The organism is Methylobacterium sp. CM6241 (genome assembly GCF_054817845.1).
The window spans coordinates 3229750-3252754 of sequence record NZ_CM139246.1; the positions used below are offsets into that span (position 1 = coordinate 3229750).

Below are 23005 nucleotides of genomic sequence, written 5' to 3' on the forward strand. Positions count from 1 at the left end.
TCAAGATAGGACGGCCCATCACAATGCCTAGCGAGATAGGCTCTAAGGTCGTCAAATCGTGCTTTACTAATTATAACTTATTATCAGATCACAGGTTTGGCTGAGCGTTTTTCAGTAAGAACGATTGCGTAGCCAATTACAATTCCAAGAATGCATCCGACAGGTATCCCATACGCGATGCTTCCCGCGGTCATAACCGCAAAGTTATCAAAATCCTCCCTTAAGGCTTTGATTACAAATTGAACTATACCAAAAACATATAATGGAACAAACATTGCTAATGTTATAATAATACCATATAATAACGAAATTAGAGCAGCAATCATACTATGATAAATCCTATCTTTATTCAATCGTTCATAGTCGAAGTTTACAATTGCGAATATGAGGATAGATGATCCAAGAACTGCTCCTGGCAAAAGATATTCAGGCGTAACCTCTGGTCTTGCCATTCTACCAAAATACCACATCAACATTGGCGCAGCGATAATTCCTGATACTATCCCACCCATGGCAGAACTGACTACTGTGCGACGCGGAGTTCTACTCTGCAGCAAACCTAGCTGGCGGCGATCGATAGTGATCCGCGTTGCGAAGAAGCAAAGAGCACCAAGTAAACATGCAACAAGTGCCGTCGCAATTGAAACTTCAGTCATTACACCGCCAAGACTACCTGGGGCATCAAGGTCGGAATCTTTTTTTGCAGCTTTTACCCAGCTATAGTAGTATGGAACTGCAATCCAGATGGATCCCAGCAATGCTCCGAGGTATCCCCCAATGACACCTTTCTCTAAACTTAATCTAAGGTGGTCTTTTACTGTAGTTTTTTTAAAGTCGCGCTCGTATTGATTGCCCCTGATCCGTGAGTATACACTTTGCATGCCATAAAGAAGAATTGCAAGAGAGAGTAGTGGTAAAAGCGAAGCAATGATGGTTTGTGTACCCGTCGCGCTTCCAGAACTAATCACCAATGAGTATTGAATAAAAGAAATAAACAACCCGACTAGAGCCATAATATTTCCAATATACAATATTGTAGAACCGGGGCTGAAATAAAATGGGTCGTCGAGCGAAGATTGGTCCCAAGTAATCTGCATCCTGCCTGTAATTTCATATACTTCCTTCCGCACTCTACTCATTAGGTTTGATAAAGGTAAATCTACTGACTCAAAGTGTCGAGCCAATGCAGCCGTGAAAGGGCTTAAGGTAACTTTGCTAGAATGGTCGAATTTTATGCTGCCGTCATACGCATAACCACCAGGCGCGGCAGCAAATGCAATGAAAGTATTTCGATCCGCTTTCATCTCACTAAGACCGGAAACTCGAATTTCTTGGTTTCCCGAAAATATTGCCTTCAAAGCGACTACGTCATCAAGACCCTTAGTTTTTACGGGTTTGGGTGCATTTGGATTATTCCGGCAAGCATCCAAGAATACTAATCTAACAGTACTATAGTTCGATATGCGGTCTATTTCAGGTTTGATCTCGATAATTTTATCAATTACAGGAATTTCTCCTGTGTCAAAATCTATTGGAAGGATGTAGTTTTTATCTTGGTTAGAAAGGCCGTGGCCTGAATAGTAAATCAAAGCAACTTCGGCTGCATTCTCACTAAGCTTTAGCACAAATTCATTAAATTCATCTTTAATTTGCCGAGACGTGAGATTATATTTCTCTGTACAATCAAAGTTCAATGATTTTAAAATGCCTCCGACGTGCTTGGCGTCATGAGCCGGGCTTTCTAATTTCATCCGACCTGAGTACTCAGCATTACCCAATATAAGCGCATAGCGTTTGTAGATAATCATATGACCACCAGTAAAAGCTGCCAATCAGAGGAATACATCCGGCTCTAATTTCCAATCTTGCCAGCTAATTGTTGCTTTTGTCGGAAACCTTTTCAGCACTCGGCTTTCGCCATTCTCCCGCGCAACCTTATTAGCGTCCCAGGACTTGCCGCCCAGCAGCCGAACTGATTCATAAATAGCCTTCCTCGTGATTTTATTCACACCAACTTCTAACATTATTTCACTGAATACGCTATCGGCACGATTGCGGTCATATTCCGCTGGTTGAAACCAATATAGATAGTCATGGAATATCGCGGGATATGTATAGCTTGATGTTTTTGGTAAAATTGACCAAAATACCTGAGGTATACTTGCCAAATCTGTGACAAAACCTTTTGGTATCTCAATTTTTAAATCTGAACTCGCATTAGACTGCCACTTCAATGGTCGATCAATATAGTAATAGTCCCATTGCGAAAAAGGAACTAGTGGCGCTGGCTCTCCCATGTCCTTTGTAGCGAGAGCTATTTTGAGGAAATTTATCTTATCGTTCATGATGATTGCCATAATGAATAAAGCTGCTTGTATTGAAACATGCAATTCTGTCTCAAAACATCACAGATTTCCAGAGGGGGAGCGCACCTTAGGGGGAACATTCCCGGAATTGTTGCTTTAAAGGATTGATAATGTAAAGCGCGATAATTTGCAGAGCCAGGTCAGGCTGCATTCACGAGGGACGACCGCGAGCGAGCCGGGCGCGACGCTAGTTTTTTGACGCGAACGGCGGATTTACGGGTAGACGGAGATGTGCGAGTCTGGGTGAATGGCGCTGACTGTCTGGGTGCTTCTTGATGGAGCCGCCGAAGCGCGGCTGACTGCCATCGCGGACGACCGCGCCAATTCGCTCAAGTATGTCCTGCGCGCCCGGATCGTGATTCTGTCGGGCGAGCGCCTGACGGTGCAGGAGGTCGCGCGGCAAGCCGTCGTGAGCCAACCGGCGGACTGGCGCTGGTAGTAGCGCTACGGCGAGGAGGGCGTCGACGCTCTCCTACACGACAAGACCCGACCGCCCGGAAGCCGATATCCTCGCGCACGGTCGCGCAGGTGCTGGCTTTGACCTGCTCCGAGCTGCCCGACGAGGTCACCCACTGGACTGAGCGAGCCGTGGCCGAAGCGACCGGCATCGCGCTGCGCTCCGTGCAACGGATCTGACAGGCCAACCATCTTCAGCCGTACCGGATCCGCACCTTCAAGCGCTCAAACGAGCCTGCCTTTGCCGAGAAGGTCGTAGGCCTGGTGGGCCTCTACATGGACCCGCCGGCCCATGCCGTGTTGCTCTCGCTAGATGCGAAAAGCCAGATATAGGCACTGGAGTGCACGCGTCCTACACTGCCGACCGCCCCCGGGCATCCGGCCGCTCAGACCCACGACTATACCCGGCACGGCACCACGACGCTGTTTGCCGCGCTCGACATCCTCCAGGGCATGGTGATGGGCCGCTGCATGCAGCGTCACCACCACTGCGAGTTCATCCGCTTCCTCAACGCCGTCGCAGCTGCCGTACCGGCCGGCAAGGTCACACGTTGTTGCTGAGGTAACGTTGATCGCCGCGTCAGCGAGCGTCTGGTCGCCGACGAGCGGCGCATAGACTGCCGGAACATCGAACCCTTCGACGGTACCGGGATGCGTGGTACATGACCGGGCCTCCCGAGCCTACGCCGGGGCGGCGACATCAGGGGTGGTTCGAACCCTCGCGGGAGCGCGGTACGTCCGCCGCTGAGGCCGACATTGACGCGCTCTCCATTCGACTTGAGCCAGGATACAATCAGGGATGTGGCCCGCAGGTTTCGATCAGGATTACGCGGGCGCCGCGGTACGCCTCGTCACGGTTGCCGAGAAGGGCGCATCGCACCTGCTATTCGCTTGCGTCGAGCTATATCCCCGAGAAATTCCGGTCCCGCCGGGGACGATGGGAGAATCTCTCAATCTCGGGGATGCGCGCCTCATTTTCGGCTTGGCCCCGCTTTCGTTGCGCGACGCGCTCACATGGTATGAAGAGGCTCTTCAGGGTCGCCTGCGCGTCCCAGGGACGACGTTCGTCGTGACGTCCCCGCCCCTGGGGGCGGAGCCCATGATGGGGCGCCTGGTTTGCCCGCATCACGTCCCGTTCGCTCCGACGTGGCACGCCCACCCACGCATGCACCGCTTGGTGCCGCTCGGGGATCCGGGCAACCCCGTCCAGAAGCTCGTCTCGCTGTCCGACCCGACCGAGCGACAGATGAAGGCGCGCCGCTGGCTCGCCGAGCGCGTCCACTTCGATTTGCTGGCCCACGACGACTGGATCAGCGGGATCGCGCTGCTCGCCCCGAATCCGGTCGCGCGAGCCTTTCACATCGCCGGATCGCCCCCCAGCCCCAGCGGGGACGAAGCGTTCGCGATTTCCGTCCCGCCCCGTCAGGGCATGTCGAGCGCGTCCCTCTTGGTCCGGCTTCGCGAGGTCCGCTTTGGGGCGATCAGCGGGGCGTGGGACATCGCTCTCGACCAATGTGGTAACGGCGAGATCGCGCTTCCGGAATTGTCGCACTCGATCACGGCCGACCTTGTCTGCCCGGTTCGCGGCCTCCTCTGCGTCATGGGTGAGGGCCGCATAATCCGAACCGCGATTGCCAACCTGGATGTTGTCGGCGCGAGCGTCGGCATCGAGGTGCCATCGCCGCGGCGGGGAGGGCGACCGAGCGCCTACGCAAAGGAGGTCCGCCGACGCGAGGAGATCAGCGTCGGCGTCGACCTGACGTCCAGGGCTGCCAAGCGGCTTGCGGAACTCTGGAGACGTCGCACGCGACGCACGGGCGAGGCGCGCCCAGATGCGCCCTGGTACGGCAGGCTCGATGAGGAGGTCGTGTTCTATGACGACCGCGCCGCGGCCGCGGCGTTCATCCGCGCGCGAATAGAGACAGCGAAGCGCCAGATGATCCTTGTCGATCCCTTCTTCGACCATGTCGCGTTGCGGGAGTTCGCGCTCGCCACCGTTTATCCCGAGATTGACGTTCGGGTGCTGCTAGGCCGCGACCACCTGAAACGCTCATCAGATGAGGCTTCGCCTCCTGCCGGGGATGTTCTCGCGGGCGAACTCGAGGAGATCGCACGTCATAACGGGAGTCGCGTCTTCTCGCCTATCGATCTGCGTCTCATGGGGGATGCCTGCCGCAAGTACCATGACCGCTTCCTCGTGATCGACGATGAGGTCTGGCATTGCGGCCACTCTTTCAATCAGGTCGGCCGAGGCGAGGTGAGCATGATGGGCCTCGTCCGATACCCGGACGCCCTTCGCCAGACCATACTGGACGATCTCGATCGGGCGGAGGACTTCGCCGCCTTCTGGAAGGTGGTGCTCGCCGAGCGGGCTGTCGCGGAGAGCACGGCATCGGCGTCCGGCGCGGGAGCCTCGCGACGGTCGACGTTGCTGGAGGGCCTCCGCTTCTGGTTTTCACGGATGATGCGGCGCTTGGGTCGCGACAGGAGCGGCACGTGAGCCCCAATGCTGACAGGTGGGAAACGCGCAGGCGCGCCGCGTTGGCGGCGGCCGACGCTGGGCTAGCGGACGAGCCCCTCGTCGCGACACTGCTCGATGAAGTTATATCCTGGCTCAAGGCGCTGCGGGACGGCGGGTCCCGGTTGCGCGACCGGGCGGTGCTTACCCAAGTCCACCCGGGATCCTTCTCCCTGCCGGACCGGCTTCGCCAGTCGGGTCTGGGCGATTGGGCCGGGCGCGTCGAAAGCCTCGCCGTCGAGAGTTCGCCGGTGACGGCGCCCGAGCCGCTCATGGTGGAGAGAACGATCGGACTAGCCCTCGGGCGGCTGGTCGGTAGTGAGCCTACCGATGCCTCCTTCGACCTCGCAGCGCGGTTGACCGAGCTACTCCACGATGCGGACCAGCCGTTCAGGCGATCCGCGTTGGAGGCCGCGCAGGGAAATCCGTCCGCACCGGCCGAACTCGCGGCGTTGCTCCGGCGCCGCGTGGCCGAGTTCACGTCGGCTCCTCGAAACGCGGTCTACATGATCGGCGGCTCGAGCACCTGCGCCATGGTCGAGGCCTTCTGGCGCAGCGGTCGGCTGCAGGACGTCTGGTGCGCTTATCCGGGCGTTCCACAGATGATGCTGAGGCACGGCGTGGCGTACCAGCTGCTCTCGAGGCTAGAATCGACTCTTTGGCTCGATGTGATCGAGGGCTTCCCATCGCCCGAACCGGTTTCGGTGGTGGTCGAGCGCTGCCGTCCCGAGCGCGACCTTGACGGCTTGGCGCACCTCATCGCCAAGGCCGCATCGCCTTTCGGGGACGACCTCGTCTGGCGTCGTGAGAACAAAGTCGTCTTTCATCTGCTCCTGGCGGCCGAGCGCCTGCTCATCCGCTTGGCTGGCTCGATCGAGAACAACGGCAGCGCTGAAGGCTTCGATGCGACGCTCACGCGCGTCTGCGCGGCCATCGCGACTCGTCCAGACGCCGCAGCGCTCGGCCACGCCTGGCTCGAGGAACTCGCCTGGAAGGAGTATGCGAACAGAGAGTGGAGCGTGCCTCCCGACTCTGCCGTTCCGGACGCGCTTGAGCGGGTTTTCATGGCGGTCGCGCTCGCAACCCCGGCCGTGCCCGATCCTGTGAGGTGGATCGAAGCGAAGGAAGCGACATGGAGAGGCGATCGCGTCCTGGCCGTCCTGGCCGCCGCGAAAGCATGCACTGCACCGGCGGCGATGGGCGATCTCCTCCTGACCATCGCGACGAAGGATTTGGCAGGCAGCAACGAGCGCATCGTGGCGCACCGTTCCGAGCTCACCGTCGCGGTAACCGGCGAGGTCGTCTCGCGCTTGCCCGATCCGGTCGAATGGCTCGACCAGCTATGGAACAAGACCTATCTCCTGCGCGACCGCGCCCGCCACACTGCTGGTCGACGCGGGGACGACGTGGACGCCAACATCCTATGCATCGGCTGGGGGATTGCCGCCCTGGAATCGACGGCGCCAGGCTCGCCTGTCGCGCAGGCGCTCTGGGCTCGTTTGGAGGCGATGACGCGTGAGGCGTCGCTCACGTCGAGCGGGCCAGCGGCGACGTCGATCCTGGCTAAGGCTCGCAGGCGCCTCGCGATGGTTTGGAACGTCACTTTTCCTTTGCGTCCCGCACCGGGGGCGGCGGGAAGCTTGCCCAGCCTCGTCGAGCCGTTCGCGCTGCCTGACCGCGAGTTCATGAGCCTGCTCCTCACCCTCGAGGCCAATGGCGTGTCCCTGGCCGAGATCCGGGCGGTCGCGGGCGGGCGAGCCACGTTGCGCGCGATGACGCTCTCGGTCATCGACGAAGTTCGGGAGACGGAGGACGCGCCTGCTTTGAACCTCCTCGAGGGGTTCATGTTGCGCCTCTAGGCGGGTTTACCGTCGCTTCCCGCGAGAAGCCCGACCACTAGCTCGCAGGGGCACTTCTCCGATCGCCTCCGCAATCTCAGAGCCTGTTTGAGGTCCTCCGCCGGCCGTCCCCATCTGTTTCCTGTGCAAACACAAATTCCGCCTGGCGGGGCGGAGTGGAGAGCAGATGTGGACGGACCGACATCGGACACGCCATGAGGCGCGCCTGAAGGACATGGTGCTGCAGGCAGGCCTGGACGAGGTGGCCGGTTTCCTGGAACGAGCCGATCCGCCGGGCCGACCGGACGCGACAGCGGCGCGCCACGTGTTGGCGGGGATCGCCTGGTACCTGCGGACGGGCGGAGGGTGGCGGGCGCTGCCTGCGGGCTTTCCGCCCTGGCGCACGGTCTACGGCTGGTTCCGGCGCTGGATTGAGAAGGGACTGTTCGAGAGCCTGATGCGGGCTCTGGCCCCTCGCCAGCGGCGGCGCTGCGGACGTCGGCCCGATCCGAGGCTGGCGATCATCGGCACACAAAGCGTCAAGTGCATCGGGGTGCGGGGCCGCGTGGCTACGACGGAGCCAAGAAGCTGGTCGGGCGCAAACGCGTCGCGCTGGTAGACGCCGAGGGGCACGTGCTGGCGCTGGCCGTCCTGCCGGCCAACGTGCAGGATCGCGACACGCTGCCGGCGCTGGACGCGGGCAACCACGACTTCTGGTGGGACCGGGGCGAGGAGCGCTACACCCTCGCCGACCAAATGTCCTAAGGACGGGACATCGCCGCCCGTCTCGGGATCCAACTACTGATGGACGACGCCGTCGTCATCGGCGGCACGCGCTTCGCCGGCGGGACCCTCTGGACGGACTTTCGCCTCGGCGCGTTCAGCCTGACCCACGCCATGCGGACCGCCCAAGGCCGCTTCGGCAAGGTCGATTACCGCCGCATCCGTACCGGTCCGAGCTCCCGCCATCGCATCGAGCCGGCCGAGGTCCTGGCCATTAACAGAAGGACCCGAGCCTTCCTGGATGCGACCCTCGCCGAGACCCACCCGGGACCAACCGTAGCGGTCACCCACCACGCCCCGCACCCCGAAAGCTTGCCGGACCCGCATGCCGACATGCGCTGGTGCTACGCGTCGGACCTGCGTGACCTGATCCACGCACGGGGTCCCGACATCTGGGTCCACGGGAACATTCATGAAGCGGCCGATTACATTGTCGGACCGACCCGGATCGTGTGCAACCCACGCGGTCACGCCAGTGAAGCGAGCCGCTTTGACCCTTCCCTGTTGGTTTCCCCGAGCCACCGTTGAACATTCTCGGTGATCAACGCAGAGCCTTGCGTCCGCGTGAAACCGCCTGAGGATGCTTGATGCGGGCAATCGTTTCGGTCAACCTATCCGGATCCGGCATTCGTCGGATCCCGAATCCTTCGTTCCTCGACAGGACCGCCAGCGCGCGCGATGATCCCTCTCGTCTCGCCGTATGACGTGCTCTGCGCCGGCAAATGGCACACGGCACTCCTCACAACGTTCTCGCTGAGCCTCTCCTTCTTCGAGGCGGTGCCTCTACACGCGCTTCGTAAAGCCGGAGCGCAGGACATCGGCATCCTCGCCGACGTAACCGGATATCAAGCCTCCTTGGCGGAGGCCGGCGTATCCGATGTCGGGCGCACTTATGATCTGGTGCCGTTCAAGGTCGCTACCGGGTGTTTCCATCCCAAAATCATGCTTCTGGATGGACCTGATGGCCTCCGTGCTACCGTCGGCTCCGGCAACCTGACATTCGGCGGCTGGGGTCATAACGTCGAGACATTGGATCTCCTTGTCCCGGGCTTGGCCCCCGCCGCATTCAACGATCTGGCCGACTTCCTGGAGTACCTCGGACTATCCGTCGACGAAGGCACCATCGCTGCTCCCGAGCGACCATCAATCATCGGCACGATGGCTCAGGCATGTCGGAAAGCGGGACGTGTCGCCGGCGATGGCAAGACGCGTCTCATCCATACGTTCGATGGCTCGATCGTAAGCCAGCTGGCTTCACAGGCGGACGCGCTCGGAGGGGCGGAAGAGATAACGATCGTCTCTCCGTACTTCGGCGGTCCCGAGGCCGTTCACGTCCTGGCGAAAGCGCTCGGATGCAGCAAGGTTCGGGTCGCCGTAACCGGACGGGCGCCCGAGTTTTTCGACTTCGCGGCGTTACAATCCCTGGGCTTGCGCGCTGATCCTGTCCGGTCGGATGCCTTCTCGTCGACCTCTCTCCTACACGCCAAGATCATCGACGTAACATGTCGCAAGGGCCGTTTGGTGCTCTCGGGCAGCGTCAACGCGACGAAGCCCGCTCTCGTGACATCCGCTAACGTCGAGGCATCCGTGCTGAGGATCATCGACGATCGCTTGACTTTCGGCTGGTGTCCGACAAACGAGAGGGACTTGTCCGAAGGGGAGGGTGGCGATCCGGATCCTTCAGGAGGTGCGTGCCTGTCCGCCAGGTTCGACGGCGGCACCATCAAAGGTCGTCTGTTCGGGCAGAAGTCCCCAGCCGGACCATGGAGCGCGCGGGTCGCCGCCGGAGCGGTCCAGGCTCACTTGCCATCCGTCATTGTGGCTCCCGACGGTGCTTTCGAGATTAAGCCGGGCGACACGCAGCCCTTCCGCAACCTGATACGCTCGACCCAGCTGGTGCTCGCCCGCGATGCCGCAGAGATCAGGGGGTGGGTCGTATTCGACCAGATCCTTGGTGCGGTCCGCGAACGGGGACCAGTGGCCGAGGCGATGATTCGAACGCTCGCCGGTTCGGAGGAGCCGGATGATATTGCGGTGATCCTGTCTTTTTTCGTCGCCAATCCCGGGGCGTTCCTGGAGGACGACGTCGGGTCTCCCGAGATAGGGGGCGGAAGCCGTAAGCGTTCCGATGAGCCGGGTGGCTCGGTCGAGCTCGCGAGCCTGAGGCCCACGATCGCTTTCATGGGCGAGATCGTTTCCAACGCTCCAATCGCGGGCGCAACCGCCTTCGAACGCCTGCTGGTCTCCATGCGGCGCTATGTGCGATCAGCCCCTCCACCGGCCCGGGCATTCGCGGATGCAGATGACTTGGACGATGCTGCGCAGGGCGATGGCGGGAATGCCGGAGCGCTCCCCCGCTGGCGGATCGAACCGGTCATCGAGGCCCTCGCGGACTTCATAGAAGCGCTTCCGATCGGAGGCAATGATTTCAGACGGCACGCCGTCAGCTTCCTCGACTTCGTACTGTTCGCCGCGGACCGGTCCGAAGAGCCAGACGAACTCAAGGCAGACTACGTCCGTAGCTGGATCGGCATCGTCCGTGGTGCCGGCGCGGCGAAGGGCGAAACCGATGCCCTCGATAGGGCCTTCGTCGCCGTGCTTGCCTCACGCGTCATCACGGATCATTCCCAAGCGAACCGGATGCACACTTGGCTTCAGGCATGGTGCCGAGGTGCCGTCGCTCCTGAATGGATGGTCGCCGTCATGCCGACATCCTCCGGGATCCGCGAGCGGCGGTTGAACAGAGAGGCAAGCGACAAAGCATGGATCGCGGCCATGCGGCAGACGACGGCTACGCGGACCTCATGGATGGATGTCAACGAGGTCCAGCAGGCGTTGGCCGGCCTTGGACCTATGCCGGACCTCCCACCAGCACTGGCGCCTGAGGCGGCGGTCCTTCGGCAAGTCGCAGCCGGCAAGCCAGCGGCGCAAAGGGTCGCCACGCTCGCGTTCCATAGCGAGAATCCGGCCTGCCCCAAATGCTATTTCAACCTGCCGCTTCTCGCGAGGGAACGGCTTCGTGAGCATCGCATGACGGTGACGCCATGCTGCAGCAGGGTCCTGCTCGACCCGTCCATGGAGTGACCCATGCCCGCAACGTCGCTCGCGGACCTGGACCGCTCTTTCGAGACAGCCCCGCACCTTCGTATCGTAGAGGAAATGAAGCTGAATCCTGGCGGCGTCGATCCCCTCGGTCTCAGGCAGATCAACCTCAACCTGATGGACGCGGCTTTCCCTGGCATCAACAACGTGACGCGGTATGTGCGCCCTTACGTCTTCATGTCCTGGGCGTGGTGGAAAGTGGCTCAGGCCGCCGAGCGGCGCGGTGCATCCACCGCCAGCGTCGCCGAGCTCCAGGATGTCGTCGATCGTCTGGAGGTCCTTTTCGTATGGTCACACTTCCTCGCCGACGATGGCGAGGGCCTGCCGGGACGGCTCGTCATCACCGACAAGCTTCCCGTCCAGGGTTCGAAGCGTGCGTATGATTTCCATGGTGCTGCCTGGAAAAGCCTGAAGGCGGCTCGGCGGACCAGCACGGGCATCATGGCCCCAATCCAGTACGGCCCATCGATCCGAGCGCTCGGGTGGCTTCGGGCGCAGGACGGTGCCCTGCGTCCCTCTAGCGAAACATCCGCCGCCATCGCCGCGCTCGACCGAAAAATCGGCGATCTCGTTCCGGATGCGCTGCTCACCCCGGGCCCCCTATCGATCGCTCCAGAGGTCGCGGAAGCACTGCATGCGGCTTGGTCGGTTCGCAGCACCAGGAAGGCCGAGCGCGAGACTTTCAGGCATCTGTTCTACGGCCTGGGCGAAACCGCTCCGGATAACAGTCCCGCTTGGCAACGGCGACAGACCCTCGATCTCATGGTTGCTGTCCTCGCGCAGGCGGAGGTCGGCATGGGAGTAAGAGGGGTCCGTCGCGCTATGGCATCGGGCCTTAGAGCTGAGGGAGATCCCCTCGTTCTGTCCGATACCCAGAAGAAGACCCAGCTGCACTGGGCATCCCTGCAGGCACGTCAGCTCCAGAGGCTCGCACTCGAAAGCATGCTGCGCTGGATTGAGAACCGTATCGACGAGGGACGATCGCTTCCTGAAGAGCTTGCCGACGACGCCGATGAGGCCGCCCGCGAGGAGGAGGAGGACGCGGATGCCGCGACGGTCGGCGCTTACCTCGACCTTGCCGCGGGTCGGGCCGGCGAGAACGGGTGGCCAGCCGCCTGCGGGCTCGGCGAAGGGACGGACATTTTCGACCTCATGGACGATCTCGGCGAGGCCCAGAACGAGGAGGGCTGCGCTCGGGTCCCGGGCTTGGCGCTGCGGGCGCTCGCCTACGCGAACGCAATGACCACGGCCCTTTCAGAGGCCGGCGTCCTTGCGGGCATCCAAGGTCCACTCGGGGGGCCGCCAGACCGACTACCGCTCGCGGTGGCGAGCCAACGTCTGAGGGCGGCACACGACCGAAGCTTGCGGAGCCTGTGGGCCGAGATCATCGAGGCATGGGTCATCGGCCAGCATGTCCGGTGGTCTGTCGCGCGCAACGGTGATGGTACGCAGCGCTTGCGCATTGCACTTGGGGAGCGCGGATGGATGCGTTTGCGCAAGGGGCGTCTAAGCGGTCCGTTCGGCCCGACCTCCGACCGACTATGGACGGCGATGGCGCTTGCCGCCGAGTGTGGGCTGGTCGCTCGCGATACCGAATCCGAGGATGAGGCATTCCTCGCGGTTTCAGCCCATTAGACGAATCCTTGGCGGGGTAAGCACCGAGCCCGCCCTGCTTTGACCTTCCCGGTCTATATCAGACGCCCCTCTCCGCCTCGGAGGCGGCGGTGATGCTGGGAGCAAAGCGTTCGAGGAAGGCTGACATCCAGGCCTTCTCAGCGCAGCTTGGCTGTGAATCGCCTTTGAAGCATGACCCCGGCAAGGATCTAGCTAACTCTCTCTTGGAGCTCCGAAAATCGAGATCTAGGTGGGGTCACGATCGGCGCCGATCGTGACCCCACCTCGAAGGAAATTCTGCACTTATCTCAACGTATTGAGCTCATCTCTGGGAAGGGTGAACCTTCGACGCCTTTTCACAAACTTGACCGACTCGACCAATCACTGGAACGCCTAATCCTCCCAAATCATCGAGAGGCTGCAAGCCTTTCAGCCCGGCACCGCCGCCCGGACCGTTGCTGAGCGGACCAGCTTCGATCCAGCGGACATGAAGACAGAGCTAACCGAGCTCTTCATCATAGGGTCGGCACGCAGCGAGACCAACCGGGCGCTTGTCGGTGCCATCACCGCAGCTGTGATCGATCGCCTCGCAGATTCGCATGGCCCACTCCGTGCCCTCGTTGTCGGCGAGGAGTGGGGCCGGCACTATGTCTCGAATTTCTAGCAGATTTTGACGCAGTACCGCTAGGGCGGTATCAACTTTCTGGGCGCGATTCAGAATGCAGCCGCACAGATAGAATCACGCTATGACCGCGAAACGGCCCGCATTCTCAAGAAGGCTGTGGCTCATACGCTCTATCGCGGCCTACCAAACAGCGACACCCTTAAGGAGATAAAATATCGCTCAGGCAAAACAACGGTAATGGCGCGTGCTTTCAACGTCAACTCGAACCAGATGAACGGCTGGGGGACAACCTTGCTGAGCAAGCCCGAGCCATCCTTCACGTCGAAGACATTCGTCTGTCGACGGGAGGCGAAACGGGGTTGCTGGATGCACACGATCTAGGGTTCTTTACGGTAGAAATGCGGGAGTTGTGGCGGAAGCTGGGGATTGAGTGGAATGCTGAAAAAATGTGGAGATGACAAAAACACAGTTCCTCCGTAAATCGCCAAGAACTGAGAATAGAGATGGAACGAATTCAAAATGAATTGAATTTCGAATTCTCAATACCGAGATAGACCTTCAAAGGGGCAGTATTAGATCAATATTTTGAAAAAACAGGATGCCAACGCTAAGGCAACCCGTTATGATAGCCCCAAAAATCGTAAGGAGCACGCCCTGGTTGATTTCATCAAACCTAAAAAAATCCCCGAACAAATTATCTCTCACGTGATATTCGTTCACGGATTAAACGGTGATAAATACAAAACTTGGAGGTCGCGGGGTCCGATCCCCGAGTTCTGGCCAGATTGGCTTGCTTCAGATATTCCACAGTCAGCCGTCTGGAGCTTGGGATACCCTGCGGCATCATCCTGGTGGAAGCAAGGGGCAGCGATGGCCCTCCCCGATCGTGCACAAAGCATATTGCCAGCTTTAGCCGATGAGCCAAATTTGCAATCCGGTAATATAATATTTGTTGTTCATAGCCTAGGAGGACTAGTAGTCAAGCAAATACTTAGACTTGCAGAGAGCAGAGCTCCTTATGACTCAAATGTCGACGCATTTCTTAATCGAGTAAGGCGAATAATTTTTATCGGTACACCGCACGCGGGATCAGACCTTGCAAGTCTGGGCAACTCGATTAAGCTACTTACCCGACCGCGACCTACGCAGGCTGGTCTATCGCGCAATGATCCGCATTTGCGGGATCTCAACGCTTGGTTTCGCAGCTTTGCGGACAAAAACAAGCTCGATGCCTTGGTCTTATACGAAACCAAGCAAATGCCCTTAATTTCAATCCCTATTTTGGGCGTGCGATTGCTCCGGTGGCAAATCGTGAAGCCCGATAGTGCAGATCCTGGATTATCCCCGGCTACCAGAGTCATTCCTTTAGACGAGGATCATGAATCTATAGTATCTCCACAAAATCGAGACACACAAGTATATGGTTTTGTGCGTGACTTTATTAGACGCCCTGTCGCTTTCCCCCATCCTAATGTCCGCGTCGGCCAAAGTTTAGGAAACATAGAACTACAACTTGACACACAAGCTGAATCTTTAACTACCTTCAGATCGGAGGTGAGATCGAATGCAGAGTCGCTTCATAAAACAATCAGTGAATTTGGAGAGGTCCAATCTGGCGCACTACGCGAGCTTGAGAGGACTGTTCGAGGACAGAGCAATCAAGTCGTGTCAGATGAACTTAAAAGACGATTAGATTTTGTTCGCAAATCAAGGTTCTTCTCAAATTTCGATCTAGAAACTGAATGTAGTCGGCTGTTTAACGAAGCTCACGTGGGAGACCTTTCGACATCCTTTGCGGACCAACGGCGTGTGACGTTCGCCTGGTGCGCAAGAATGACGGCAACTAAAAACTTAGATGAAGCTCATAAAATGCTTGCTGAGGCCAATCGCATAGGTCCCGGAACCGAAAATCGCATTGCAGCGGCAATCATAGCAGCGGCAGCGAAAGGAGAAGATTCTGAAGTTTTGGAAATTCTAAAACCTTTAAATACGCCCGCGGTCCGCACCGCAGCTTTCGCCGCCATGACGTTAAATAAAAATTCGTCTGAAGGCCTCGCTTGGCTTGAACAAACTAATCTTACTATTGGCGATTTTGATCCTGACGGAAAATTATTATGCCTCTTGAAAAGACAAGAGACAGGCGATTGGAGTAAAGCGCTTGATGAAGTGCAATCGCTAGAAATAAATGATATGGCTGGAACGCCACTGCTGTTTATAACAGCAGCCTTCGTGCATCTAGCGCAAGTTACGCATCCCGAATTGCGAACGGCCATCGCCCAGAATCCACCAATCAATGCTAGAGATTTTCCTCTTTCGGCGGATCAAATTTCTCTTGAGCATCGAAGGAAAGCTAGAGAGCTTTACAAGACCGCTATTGCAGCATTGTCAGAGATTGGACAAACACAGCTTGCGGAAGTTGCTGCAGATTATGTTATATGGCTTGACCTTCGCGATCCAGAGACCGAAAAGTCCGCATTGGATGATCTTAGATCCAGTCTAGCAGACCGACAAACTTGTTTACGTCGCCTTCCAATGGCTTTAGATTATAATTTGAAGGTTAATCTTGCTGCGATAGAGCTTGAGGTTGACCGTGAAACCGCTTTGACTGGAGGGTCTTCATTCGGGGCCGCAATAGGGCGATTTGCACTCGCACACACGAAACGATCACCGCAAGAAGTGGCGTCTTATATAGAGCGTCATCATAAACAGTTGATAAAATACATAAATCCAGAGACGATTTTACTGCTTCAAGCGGAAATGCTCGCGCGTGGCGGTGATGTACCTGCCGCAAGAACTAAAATCGAAACGCTTGAATCGTCAGCCCTCAAATCCGATGCCATTCTTCGTATAGAGCGCCTTTGTACTGAAATCGCAGGTGCAGATACCATATCTGCACGAGAGCATCAATATGAACAGACGAAAACGTTGAGCGATCTGTACGTTCTGGTCATAGCTCTCAAAGAAAAGGAGGCTTGGGATAAACTCTATACTTATGGAAAGATATTGTTTCAGGAGACTAAAGATATTACTCATGCCGAGTTTTACGTCCATGCAATGTACGTGCTGGGCAAAGACAAAGAGGTGATTGATTTTATTGTGAAAAATTCAATCATTGCGGGTCAGTCAAGCCAGATCACGACATTCTCAGCGTGGGCGCACTATCGATACGGAGACCTGATTATTGCCAGATCGATATTAGAGAGATTGATGAGCAATCGCGATGTTATCAATGATAGAATACTTTTCGTGAATATAATGACTGCTTCTGGAAACTGGGATTCGCTTGTAACTTTCGTCGATAATGAATGGATCCGTCGAGCTGATCGCACGCCCAAAGAGCTTTGGACCGCTGGTCAACTTGCCCACAGAGTTGGACTATCGTCGCGAGCACGCGACCTTATAACGGAGGCTGCTGAGAAGGCGAAAGACGACGCTGCAATTCTTGTGGCGTGTTACTCAGCTGCTACCGCAGCAGGTTGGGAGAACGATCCGAATCCATTCCAATGGTTCCAGCGTGCCATAACCATTTCGGGAACTGATGGGCCAATAAAAACTGTGAATATGCGCGAGCTTTTGAATATGCGCCCAGATTGGAACGACCGGCAGTCTAAGACATCTGAAGATCTTGTCTCTGCAAAGATACCGATTTATCTTGCGGGCGTTGTCATTAATCAAACACTTCTACAAATGTTTTTGGTTAATGCTCTTTCGAACTCACAGCAATCAGATGTTAGAAGGCGGTCTATTATCCCTGCATTCGCTGGCAACAGAGGAATCCAAAAAAACATCATCAGACGAATTGCGTTAGATCCTACTGTTATCCTCACATTAGCGTTTCTAGGCGTTCTGCAAGAAACTATTGAGTCGTTCGATTCCGTCTTCATCCCACATACGACCCTCGGCTGGCTTTTCCAGGAATCGCAACAAATAGAGTACCATCAACCAAGCCGATTGCGAGACGCCTTATATGTAAAGCGTTGTATCGATGCAGGCGAGCTTCGACGATTTGACCGCACAATCGATGCCAAGCCACAATTAGAATCCGAAGTTGGCGACGAGCTTGCCAATTTATTGACAGCAGCCAATTTAACTGCGCCCGGAGAAATGCGGCGGAAGTATGTTGTAATACCATATCCTATACGTAAAATTAGCACATTTATGGACGAAGTCGCCGATGTTGCTGCGTTTGAAAACTCGCTAGCAGGATGTGGTGATGTCGTTCGTGCTCTGCGTAGCTTGGGTCAGATCACTGCTGCAGAACAAGCGCACTGTGAGGCTTATCTTACTCATCAAGAACAGCCATGGCCCCATAATCCAGAAATCGCTCCAAACGCCGTCTTGTATCTCGACAGAGTTTCCATTTCATACTTCCAACATCTTGGGCTGCTTGGCAAACTAAAAGCTGCGGGCTTTGACGTTTTGATCCCTGTGTCAGAGATTGAAGAAGGAGACGCTCTCGTCCGTCACGCGGCTGTACATGATGATGCAAAGAAGATCATCGCGAGTATTAGATCGATATTATCTACTGGGATCGAAGCTGGAACAGTACGATTGGCTCCGCTTATCAAAGAAATTGAAACCGAGTCGGAGAAAATCGAACTTCTCCCCTCGTCTATGCTTTTCTCTGCAGCTGAACATGTCGATGGTTTTGCTGTTGATGATCGGTTTTTAAACAAGTTCATAGAGATCGATACCAGTTTTGGGAAAAAGCCGCTTCTTACGTCAATCGACTTGCTGGCCCAACGTGTTCAATTAGGACAGGCTAGTGAAGATACGGAAATAGAATTTCTTACGAAACTTCGACGTGCCGGTTTCGCCTTAGTGCCGCACTCGGCCAGAGAGCTATCACGACTTATAAATAGCGCAAAAATTATTGATAAAAGACTAGTCGAGACGGCGGAGCTTCGAGGCATTCGCGAGGCAAGTTTGCGTGTCGGAATGACGGATATTCTCCAGATACCCGAGGAGTACGCTTGGCTTCAGAACAACCATAGCGCTTTTATGGATACTTTGAGGGAAATTTGGCATCAACAGAATGATGTAGGGGAGGCTGGAGCTCGTTCTAATTGGTTGTTATCCCTCTTAGATTTTCGAAGCTGGGGACATAGGTTTGCGGCGAATGATGGCGATCCGCTGGCCATACGGCGACTGCAGATATTGAGATTGATAATGTTACCCAATCTGACGACTGACATGCGCACAGCCTATTGGACCTGGTTAGAAGAAGTGGTTCTTGAACCGCTTCAAGATGCCGAGCCGTTGCTCTACAATGACGTAGTCAAAAACGTTGGTAGCGTTATTCGCAGCATCGTTGATCGTCAGCGTTTGGAGACTTCTAATGTTGAAGTTTGAGGTTGAGTCTGAGGATGATGAGCAACAGTTGGTGATGCTGCTGATGCATTCGTTTTCGCCTATGATTCGAAGTTCGCTCGCAGAATCAAATGAGTTTGTAAGTTCATTTAATCTTGGAGTTTCCGCGACAGTTACTTTTGGATCTGACGATCCCTCGTTTGATCAGGGGCAGCTCTTTGGGTCTATTAAACAGCTTTATATTGGGGAGGACGGTTGCGTCATAATTAATGACCAACATGGAAGCGATTATTCATTGCGATTCGCAGAACGATCTGGCAATATATTCATAAAAGCGGAAGCCGAAGATCGGATTATCGAGTTGCCTTCGTTTTGGTTTTTATCGCCTGATTTAGGGCATCGGGCCAGAAAATTTGATGAGCTTGTGGTGAGCAAAAATCTTCATGGCATCGATGTAGATATATGGAAGCAGAAATTAGAAGCGGGTCCATTAGTTGGTTTTGAAATAGACAAATTTTTACTTTATACAGAGATGAATGTTGTTGATGTCCCCGTTAAGATAAGGTCTTCTCTTACTAGTGGATCAATTTCTATTGCATCCCTTATACCGCAATCGTTGACCTACTATGAGCGATTGGTTGGTATCTCATCCGGTGTTGATACGTTGGAGACATATGTGTCAGACGTCGCCGCCAGGCATATTAATCAAATGGTCAATTGGGATCGGCTGCGCGGACTAGCCCAAGCTCTGACCCTTGCTTCACACGGAACAATCGGATCTCTAATTCATCTTAATAACTACGAAGCTTCAGAAGTGGTTGAGTTTTTCAAATGGATCTCCACAAGCGGTGATAGATTTTCCCAGGTTTCAGCTGTCGAAATTGGCTTGCGACATCTCAAAAAGTTTCCTGACTTAGAAATACATCTTAAGAAGATAATAGAAGAAATCTGTGACGACGATCCGGAATCGGAGCATTCTAGAGCCCGACTAACTTCAATTCTGGTTGTTTTTGTCGATGGCGAGTTGTCGCGTACCGGCATATTAACAGACTGGCCCCCTTTCCTTCGGAGGCTAGCAAGTATAGCCCACGCGTCACTTATCGAGCGTGAATTGCTTCATTCAGGTATTGATATATTAAGCTTCTCCGAATGGGCGTTAAATGCCCGAGGAAGTATATTCTACCTACAAACATTTGTAGATCTTCGGCGTGAGCCCAGATGGTTGCCTGATTTCATCGATAGCCATCAGCTGAAGGCTGAATTTATTTCGCGTATTGCGAACGCGGGAATGGCGTCGGAAGACAGAGGTATGTCACTGGACTTTAAGAGATTTCTCTGTAGCCAAGATACTGAGATTGGCGGTGTCCGTACGCGCCTGAAGTTCCCACTCTCTTTCCTTCCAGGCCCGTTAGAGGGTGGGAGCGTTTCACCTGCAGATCTACCTCAAGAATTACTTGCAGACCTTCACAAACCTGTTCAAGGGGTCTTTTTAGAAAGCAAGTTTTTTGCAGGGATCGTAAATTCTGCCCTCATATTTAAAATCACCCCCGAACATGCCGGGCTTGTTATGGACGCGCTGCGAAGTGTAAATCACCGGCTAAATTTGAGTGATGAGCCGCATTTAACATTTCCGTTGCTTTCGGGTCTGGCAATGATATCAGCCGTTACAAGGACGCCCGAGCTTGCTAAAGACGTCATTTTGCTTGCAAATTCGCTTTGCAAGCGTGACAGTACCAAGATGCCGCCAGAAAATTTGATACGCATTGGCTTAATTGCAGCAGCAGCGAATTTGGATTTAGAAAATTGGTGCAAAGTTGTTGGTGATTGGTTTCTGGAGGTTGCATACGGTGATCTCGACGGAGGTAAAGCGGCAGCCATTCGAAGCCAACTCCATCAGCTGTGCCGGATGGTACCGCAGCTTTGGCGGTCTTGTGGAAAAGCAGATAGCGCTTTAGCTGCAGCTTCTGGGTGGTGATGGCGAACTGGCGTTCGGCGCTGCAAGAGGGAACCGTTAGCAGCTGGGCGCCTATTGTGAGGCCTGCTTGTCGAACATCTTTTCGATTTGCCAGCTAGTGCAGTGACGCGGACTGACGATTCACGTAGGTCGTGAAGCGTGCGAGTTTGGGCCATGGCTCAGACTGTCGGTGTACTCCTCGATGACGTCACGACGTCTCAGTTGGCTGGGGTCGCGGGTAACCGCTCCTGTCCCCTCAAGCACATCCTGCGCGCCCGAATCGTCCTGCTTTCAGGCAAGCGCCTGACCGTGCAGGAGGTGGCTTGGCAAGCCGGCGTCATTCGGCCCGCGGTCTGGCGCTGGCAGCAGCGCTTTTCCGAGGAGGGCATTGACGGCCTGCTACGCGACAAGCCCCGCCCACCCGGCACCCAGCCCCATTCCACGCGGACGGTGGCGGGGGCACTGGCGCTGACCTGTTTGAAGCCGCCGGACGAGGTCACCCACTGGACCGGGCGCGCCGTGGCCAAGCGCGTTGGGATCTCCTTGCGCGCCGTTCAACGGATCGGGGAAGCGCACCGACTGCAGCCGCACTGGGTGCGCACGTTCAAGCGCTCGCACGATCCGGCCTTCGCTGTGGAGGTCGAGGATGTGGTGGGTCTCTACATGGACCCGCCTGCCCATGCCGTCGTGTTGTCCATCGACAAGAAGAGCCAGATCCAGGCCCTGGAGCACACGTGCCCCGGCCGGCCATCGGACCCGGGCATCCGGCCGCGCAGACGCACGACTATAGACGACTTCGCGGCCGATGCTTCTGTGGGACCTTGAGCCTCCTTAAGACGCCAGATGCGCTGAACCCAATCTTTGCCCACCTGCCGCCCGGCGGCCCGCAGCAGCGCGGTGCGGCGGTAGCCGTAGCGTCCGTACTCGGATGCAAGGGCTACAATGGCGCGGGTCAGTGCATCCTCGTCAGCCGGGACCGTGGGCACTTAGCGTTGCGTGCCCCGGTGCAGGCCAACCATCCGGCAGGCGTGGTGTTCCGAGAAGCCGTACTTCTCCTGGATCGCGTCGACCGCCTGCCAGCGTCGCTCGGGGGCTGCGAGGTTTGCTGGCACTGGCCTTCGGATCCCGCGGCGACGTCCGCCAGCACCTGCTTCTCCAAGGACAAATCAGCCACAAGCCGCCGCAATCGCGCGTTCTCGCGCTCCAGATCCTTCATCCGATGGGCCTGGTCGATCTGCAGGCCGCCATATTCCTTACGCCAGCGATAGTAGCTCTGCTCGGAGATCTCGGCTTCCTTGCAAGCTAGGGCCAAACTCTTGCCTTGTGCCGTCTGAACCTCAATCTGGCGCAGCTTCAGCACCACCTGCTCCGTACCCGTCTTCTGACTTCGCCGCATGTCCAGCTCCTTCGGTCCTGGCTGATCTTCTCAATCAGCACGGTCCAAAGCCAGCCGGTCAGTTCAACCGGACCAATAACGTTGAACAGACGGTCGACCGGATGGTGACGCGCCAGCAAAACGGCTTCGCCGTATTCGCGGCGACAAGCGGATACCGTTATGGCCGCGTTCCCGGTCTGAAAGGCAAGGTGCTTGCTCGGGAGGAGCCGCAGGCGACGATCCTCACCGAGCCTCTGGAAGGCTACGCCTTGGGCCGCTTCGAGATGCAGTCGGACGTTGCCGAGTTTCTCAACTCCCGCCCGCTCCATCCTAACCCAAAGACGGGCGTCCTTCCGCATCAGCGCGTGAGCGACATCCTGCGTACGGCCTGCTGGTCCACGAGCGGCAGCAAGGAGAAAGCGGCACGCATACTATCAGTGCCCCAAGAAGGGCTGCGACTTGTATGGCAAGGCAATCCGCCGCGATGTGATCGAGAGCGAGTTCTAAACGCTCGTCCCTCTGGCACAGCCGCGGCCGCAATTGTTCAAGGTCGCTGCCGTGATGTTCCACAAGCTGGGCGACCGCAAGCAGGCGAACGCGAAGAACGAAGCATAGGCATTGAAAGCCGCACTCGCCACGGTCGAAGAGCAGACTAATAATGCGGTCGAGCGAATCATCGAGACGATGGTGCCGGCAGTGGTGCGTGGGCTGGAAGCCAAGGTCGTGAAGCTCGAAAAGGAAAAGTTGCTGATTGCTAAAAAGATAGGCGAAAGCGCAATCCCGGCACAGGATTTTGACAAAAGCTTAGAATAGCTTTGGACTTCGTTTCATGTCTTTGTTGTGTTTGGAAAACAGGATATGTCGAGGACAAATATGCTGTCCTAAAACTGAATTTTGCCGACCAGCTACGCTATAAACGTGGTGAAGGCTTGAGAACGGCCAATCTCACCTTATTCTTTAGGGTGTTAGGCGGTTTTTGTCCGGTGATAAAGCGATGGCGCACCCGACACGATTCGAACGTTTGAACTTCGCCTGCTATACTTGACGCTATCTTGCCAGAGGGA

14 protein-coding genes and 3 pseudogenes are annotated in these 23005 nt (G+C 56.3%); 13 read left to right on the top strand and 4 right to left on the bottom strand.

Features of this window, described 5'->3' with window-relative positions:
* Positions 1-83: 83 nt before the first annotated feature.
* Positions 84-1832, bottom strand: a complete 1749-nt coding sequence (locus tag ACYQR9_RS15075) for a caspase family protein (protein ID WP_461227021.1) — start codon at positions 1830-1832, stop codon at positions 84-86.
* On the bottom strand, positions 1833-2357 hold the full coding sequence (locus tag ACYQR9_RS15080; protein WP_461227022.1) for a DUF1353 domain-containing protein: 525 nt from the start codon (positions 2355-2357) through the stop codon (positions 1833-1835). It abuts the gene before it with no gap.
* 256 nt (positions 2358-2613) lie between these two features.
* On the opposite strand from ACYQR9_RS15080, the pseudogene ACYQR9_RS15085 reads away from it, so the two are divergent.
* The 12 genes and pseudogenes from ACYQR9_RS15085 to ACYQR9_RS15140 all read left to right on the top strand — a co-directional run.
* Positions 2614-3368 (top strand): annotated as a pseudogene (locus ACYQR9_RS15085) (IS630 family transposase); the annotation flags it as partial.
* Positions 3369-3621: 253 nt separating this feature from the next.
* A complete protein-coding gene (locus tag ACYQR9_RS15090) occupies positions 3622-5322 on the top strand; it encodes a VPA1262 family N-terminal domain-containing protein (RefSeq protein WP_461227024.1) in 1701 nt (566 codons plus the stop codon).
* A complete protein-coding gene (locus tag ACYQR9_RS15095) occupies positions 5319-7199 on the top strand; it encodes a hypothetical protein (protein ID WP_461227026.1) in 1881 nt (626 codons plus the stop codon). Before ACYQR9_RS15090 ends, ACYQR9_RS15095 begins: the two co-directional genes overlap by 4 nt.
* 166 nt (positions 7200-7365) lie before the next feature.
* Positions 7366-7797 (top strand): transposase, encoded by a 432-nt coding sequence (locus ACYQR9_RS15100; RefSeq protein WP_461227028.1) that lies wholly within the window; start codon positions 7366-7368, stop codon positions 7795-7797.
* Positions 7722-7943 (top strand): transposase, encoded by a 222-nt coding sequence (locus ACYQR9_RS15105; RefSeq protein WP_461227030.1) that lies wholly within the window; start codon positions 7722-7724, stop codon positions 7941-7943. The genes ACYQR9_RS15100 and ACYQR9_RS15105 overlap by 76 nt, the downstream gene beginning before the upstream one ends.
* 39 nt (positions 7944-7982) lie before the next feature.
* A complete protein-coding gene (locus ACYQR9_RS15110) occupies positions 7983-8489 on the top strand; it encodes a metallophosphoesterase family protein (protein ID WP_461227032.1) in 507 nt (168 codons plus the stop codon).
* 150 nt (positions 8490-8639) lie between these two features.
* On the top strand, positions 8640-11045 hold the full coding sequence (locus ACYQR9_RS15115) for a phospholipase D-like domain-containing protein (RefSeq protein ID WP_461227034.1): 2406 nt from the start codon (positions 8640-8642) through the stop codon (positions 11043-11045).
* A gap of 75 nt (positions 11046-11120) precedes the next feature.
* Positions 11121-12698, top strand: coding sequence for a hypothetical protein (locus ACYQR9_RS15120; RefSeq protein ID WP_461227036.1), 1578 nt, complete (start codon positions 11121-11123; stop codon positions 12696-12698).
* Positions 12699-13410: 712 nt separating this feature from the next.
* Positions 13411-13683 carry a hypothetical protein gene (locus tag ACYQR9_RS15125; RefSeq protein WP_461229815.1) on the top strand — a complete coding sequence of 91 codons (273 nt, stop codon included), beginning with the start codon at positions 13411-13413 and terminating at the stop codon, positions 13681-13683.
* A 204-nt stretch (positions 13684-13887) separates the two neighbouring features.
* On the top strand, positions 13888-18654 hold the full coding sequence (locus tag ACYQR9_RS15130) for an esterase/lipase family protein (RefSeq protein WP_461227038.1): 4767 nt from the start codon (positions 13888-13890) through the stop codon (positions 18652-18654).
* A complete protein-coding gene (locus tag ACYQR9_RS15135) occupies positions 18641-20587 on the top strand; it encodes a hypothetical protein (protein WP_461227040.1) in 1947 nt (648 codons plus the stop codon). Before ACYQR9_RS15130 ends, ACYQR9_RS15135 begins: the two co-directional genes overlap by 14 nt.
* Before the next feature lie 153 nt (positions 20588-20740).
* Positions 20741-21360: pseudogene (locus ACYQR9_RS15140) on the top strand (helix-turn-helix domain-containing protein); the annotation flags it as partial.
* On the opposite strand, the pseudogene ACYQR9_RS15145 reads toward ACYQR9_RS15140, so the two are convergent.
* Positions 21354-21962, bottom strand: a pseudogene (locus ACYQR9_RS15145) (transposase); the annotation flags it as partial. The pseudogenes ACYQR9_RS15140 and ACYQR9_RS15145 overlap by 7 nt on opposite strands.
* Positions 21920-22300: a hypothetical protein gene (locus ACYQR9_RS15150; RefSeq protein WP_461229893.1), complete on the bottom strand. Its 381-nt coding sequence runs from the start codon at positions 22298-22300 to the stop codon at positions 21920-21922. The gene ACYQR9_RS15150 and the pseudogene ACYQR9_RS15145, both read right to left, overlap by 43 nt.
* A 259-nt stretch (positions 22301-22559) precedes the next feature.
* Here ACYQR9_RS15150 and ACYQR9_RS15155 point away from each other — a divergent pair, with 259 nt between their 5' ends.
* The gene (locus tag ACYQR9_RS15155) at positions 22560-22754 is read left to right on the top strand and encodes a hypothetical protein (protein WP_461227042.1); all 195 of its coding nucleotides are present in this window, start codon (positions 22560-22562) and stop codon (positions 22752-22754) included.
* Positions 22755-23005 lie beyond the last annotated feature (251 nt).

What these genes read in the sequence shown, in the direction of transcription:
- ACYQR9_RS15135 (WP_461227040.1), top strand. Translation starts at nt 18,641, where the DNA reads ATGTTGAAGTTTGAGGTTGAGTCTGAGGATGATGAGCAACAGTTGGTG.
- ACYQR9_RS15100 (WP_461227028.1), top strand. Translation starts at nt 7,366, where the DNA reads ATGTGGACGGACCGACATCGGACACGCCATGAGGCGCGCCTGAAGGAC.
- ACYQR9_RS15115 (WP_461227034.1), top strand. Translation starts at nt 8,640, where the DNA reads ATGATCCCTCTCGTCTCGCCGTATGACGTGCTCTGCGCCGGCAAATGG.
- ACYQR9_RS15120 (WP_461227036.1), top strand. Translation starts at nt 11,121, where the DNA reads ATGAAGCTGAATCCTGGCGGCGTCGATCCCCTCGGTCTCAGGCAGATC.
- ACYQR9_RS15150 (WP_461229893.1), bottom strand. Translation starts at nt 22,300, where the DNA reads ATGCGGAAGGACGCCCGTCTTTGGGTTAGGATGGAGCGGGCGGGAGTT.
- ACYQR9_RS15090 (WP_461227024.1), top strand. Translation starts at nt 3,622, where the DNA reads ATGTGGCCCGCAGGTTTCGATCAGGATTACGCGGGCGCCGCGGTACGC.
- ACYQR9_RS15110 (WP_461227032.1), top strand. Translation starts at nt 7,983, where the DNA reads ATGGACGACGCCGTCGTCATCGGCGGCACGCGCTTCGCCGGCGGGACC.
- ACYQR9_RS15080 (WP_461227022.1), bottom strand. Translation starts at nt 2,357, where the DNA reads ATGGCAATCATCATGAACGATAAGATAAATTTCCTCAAAATAGCTCTC.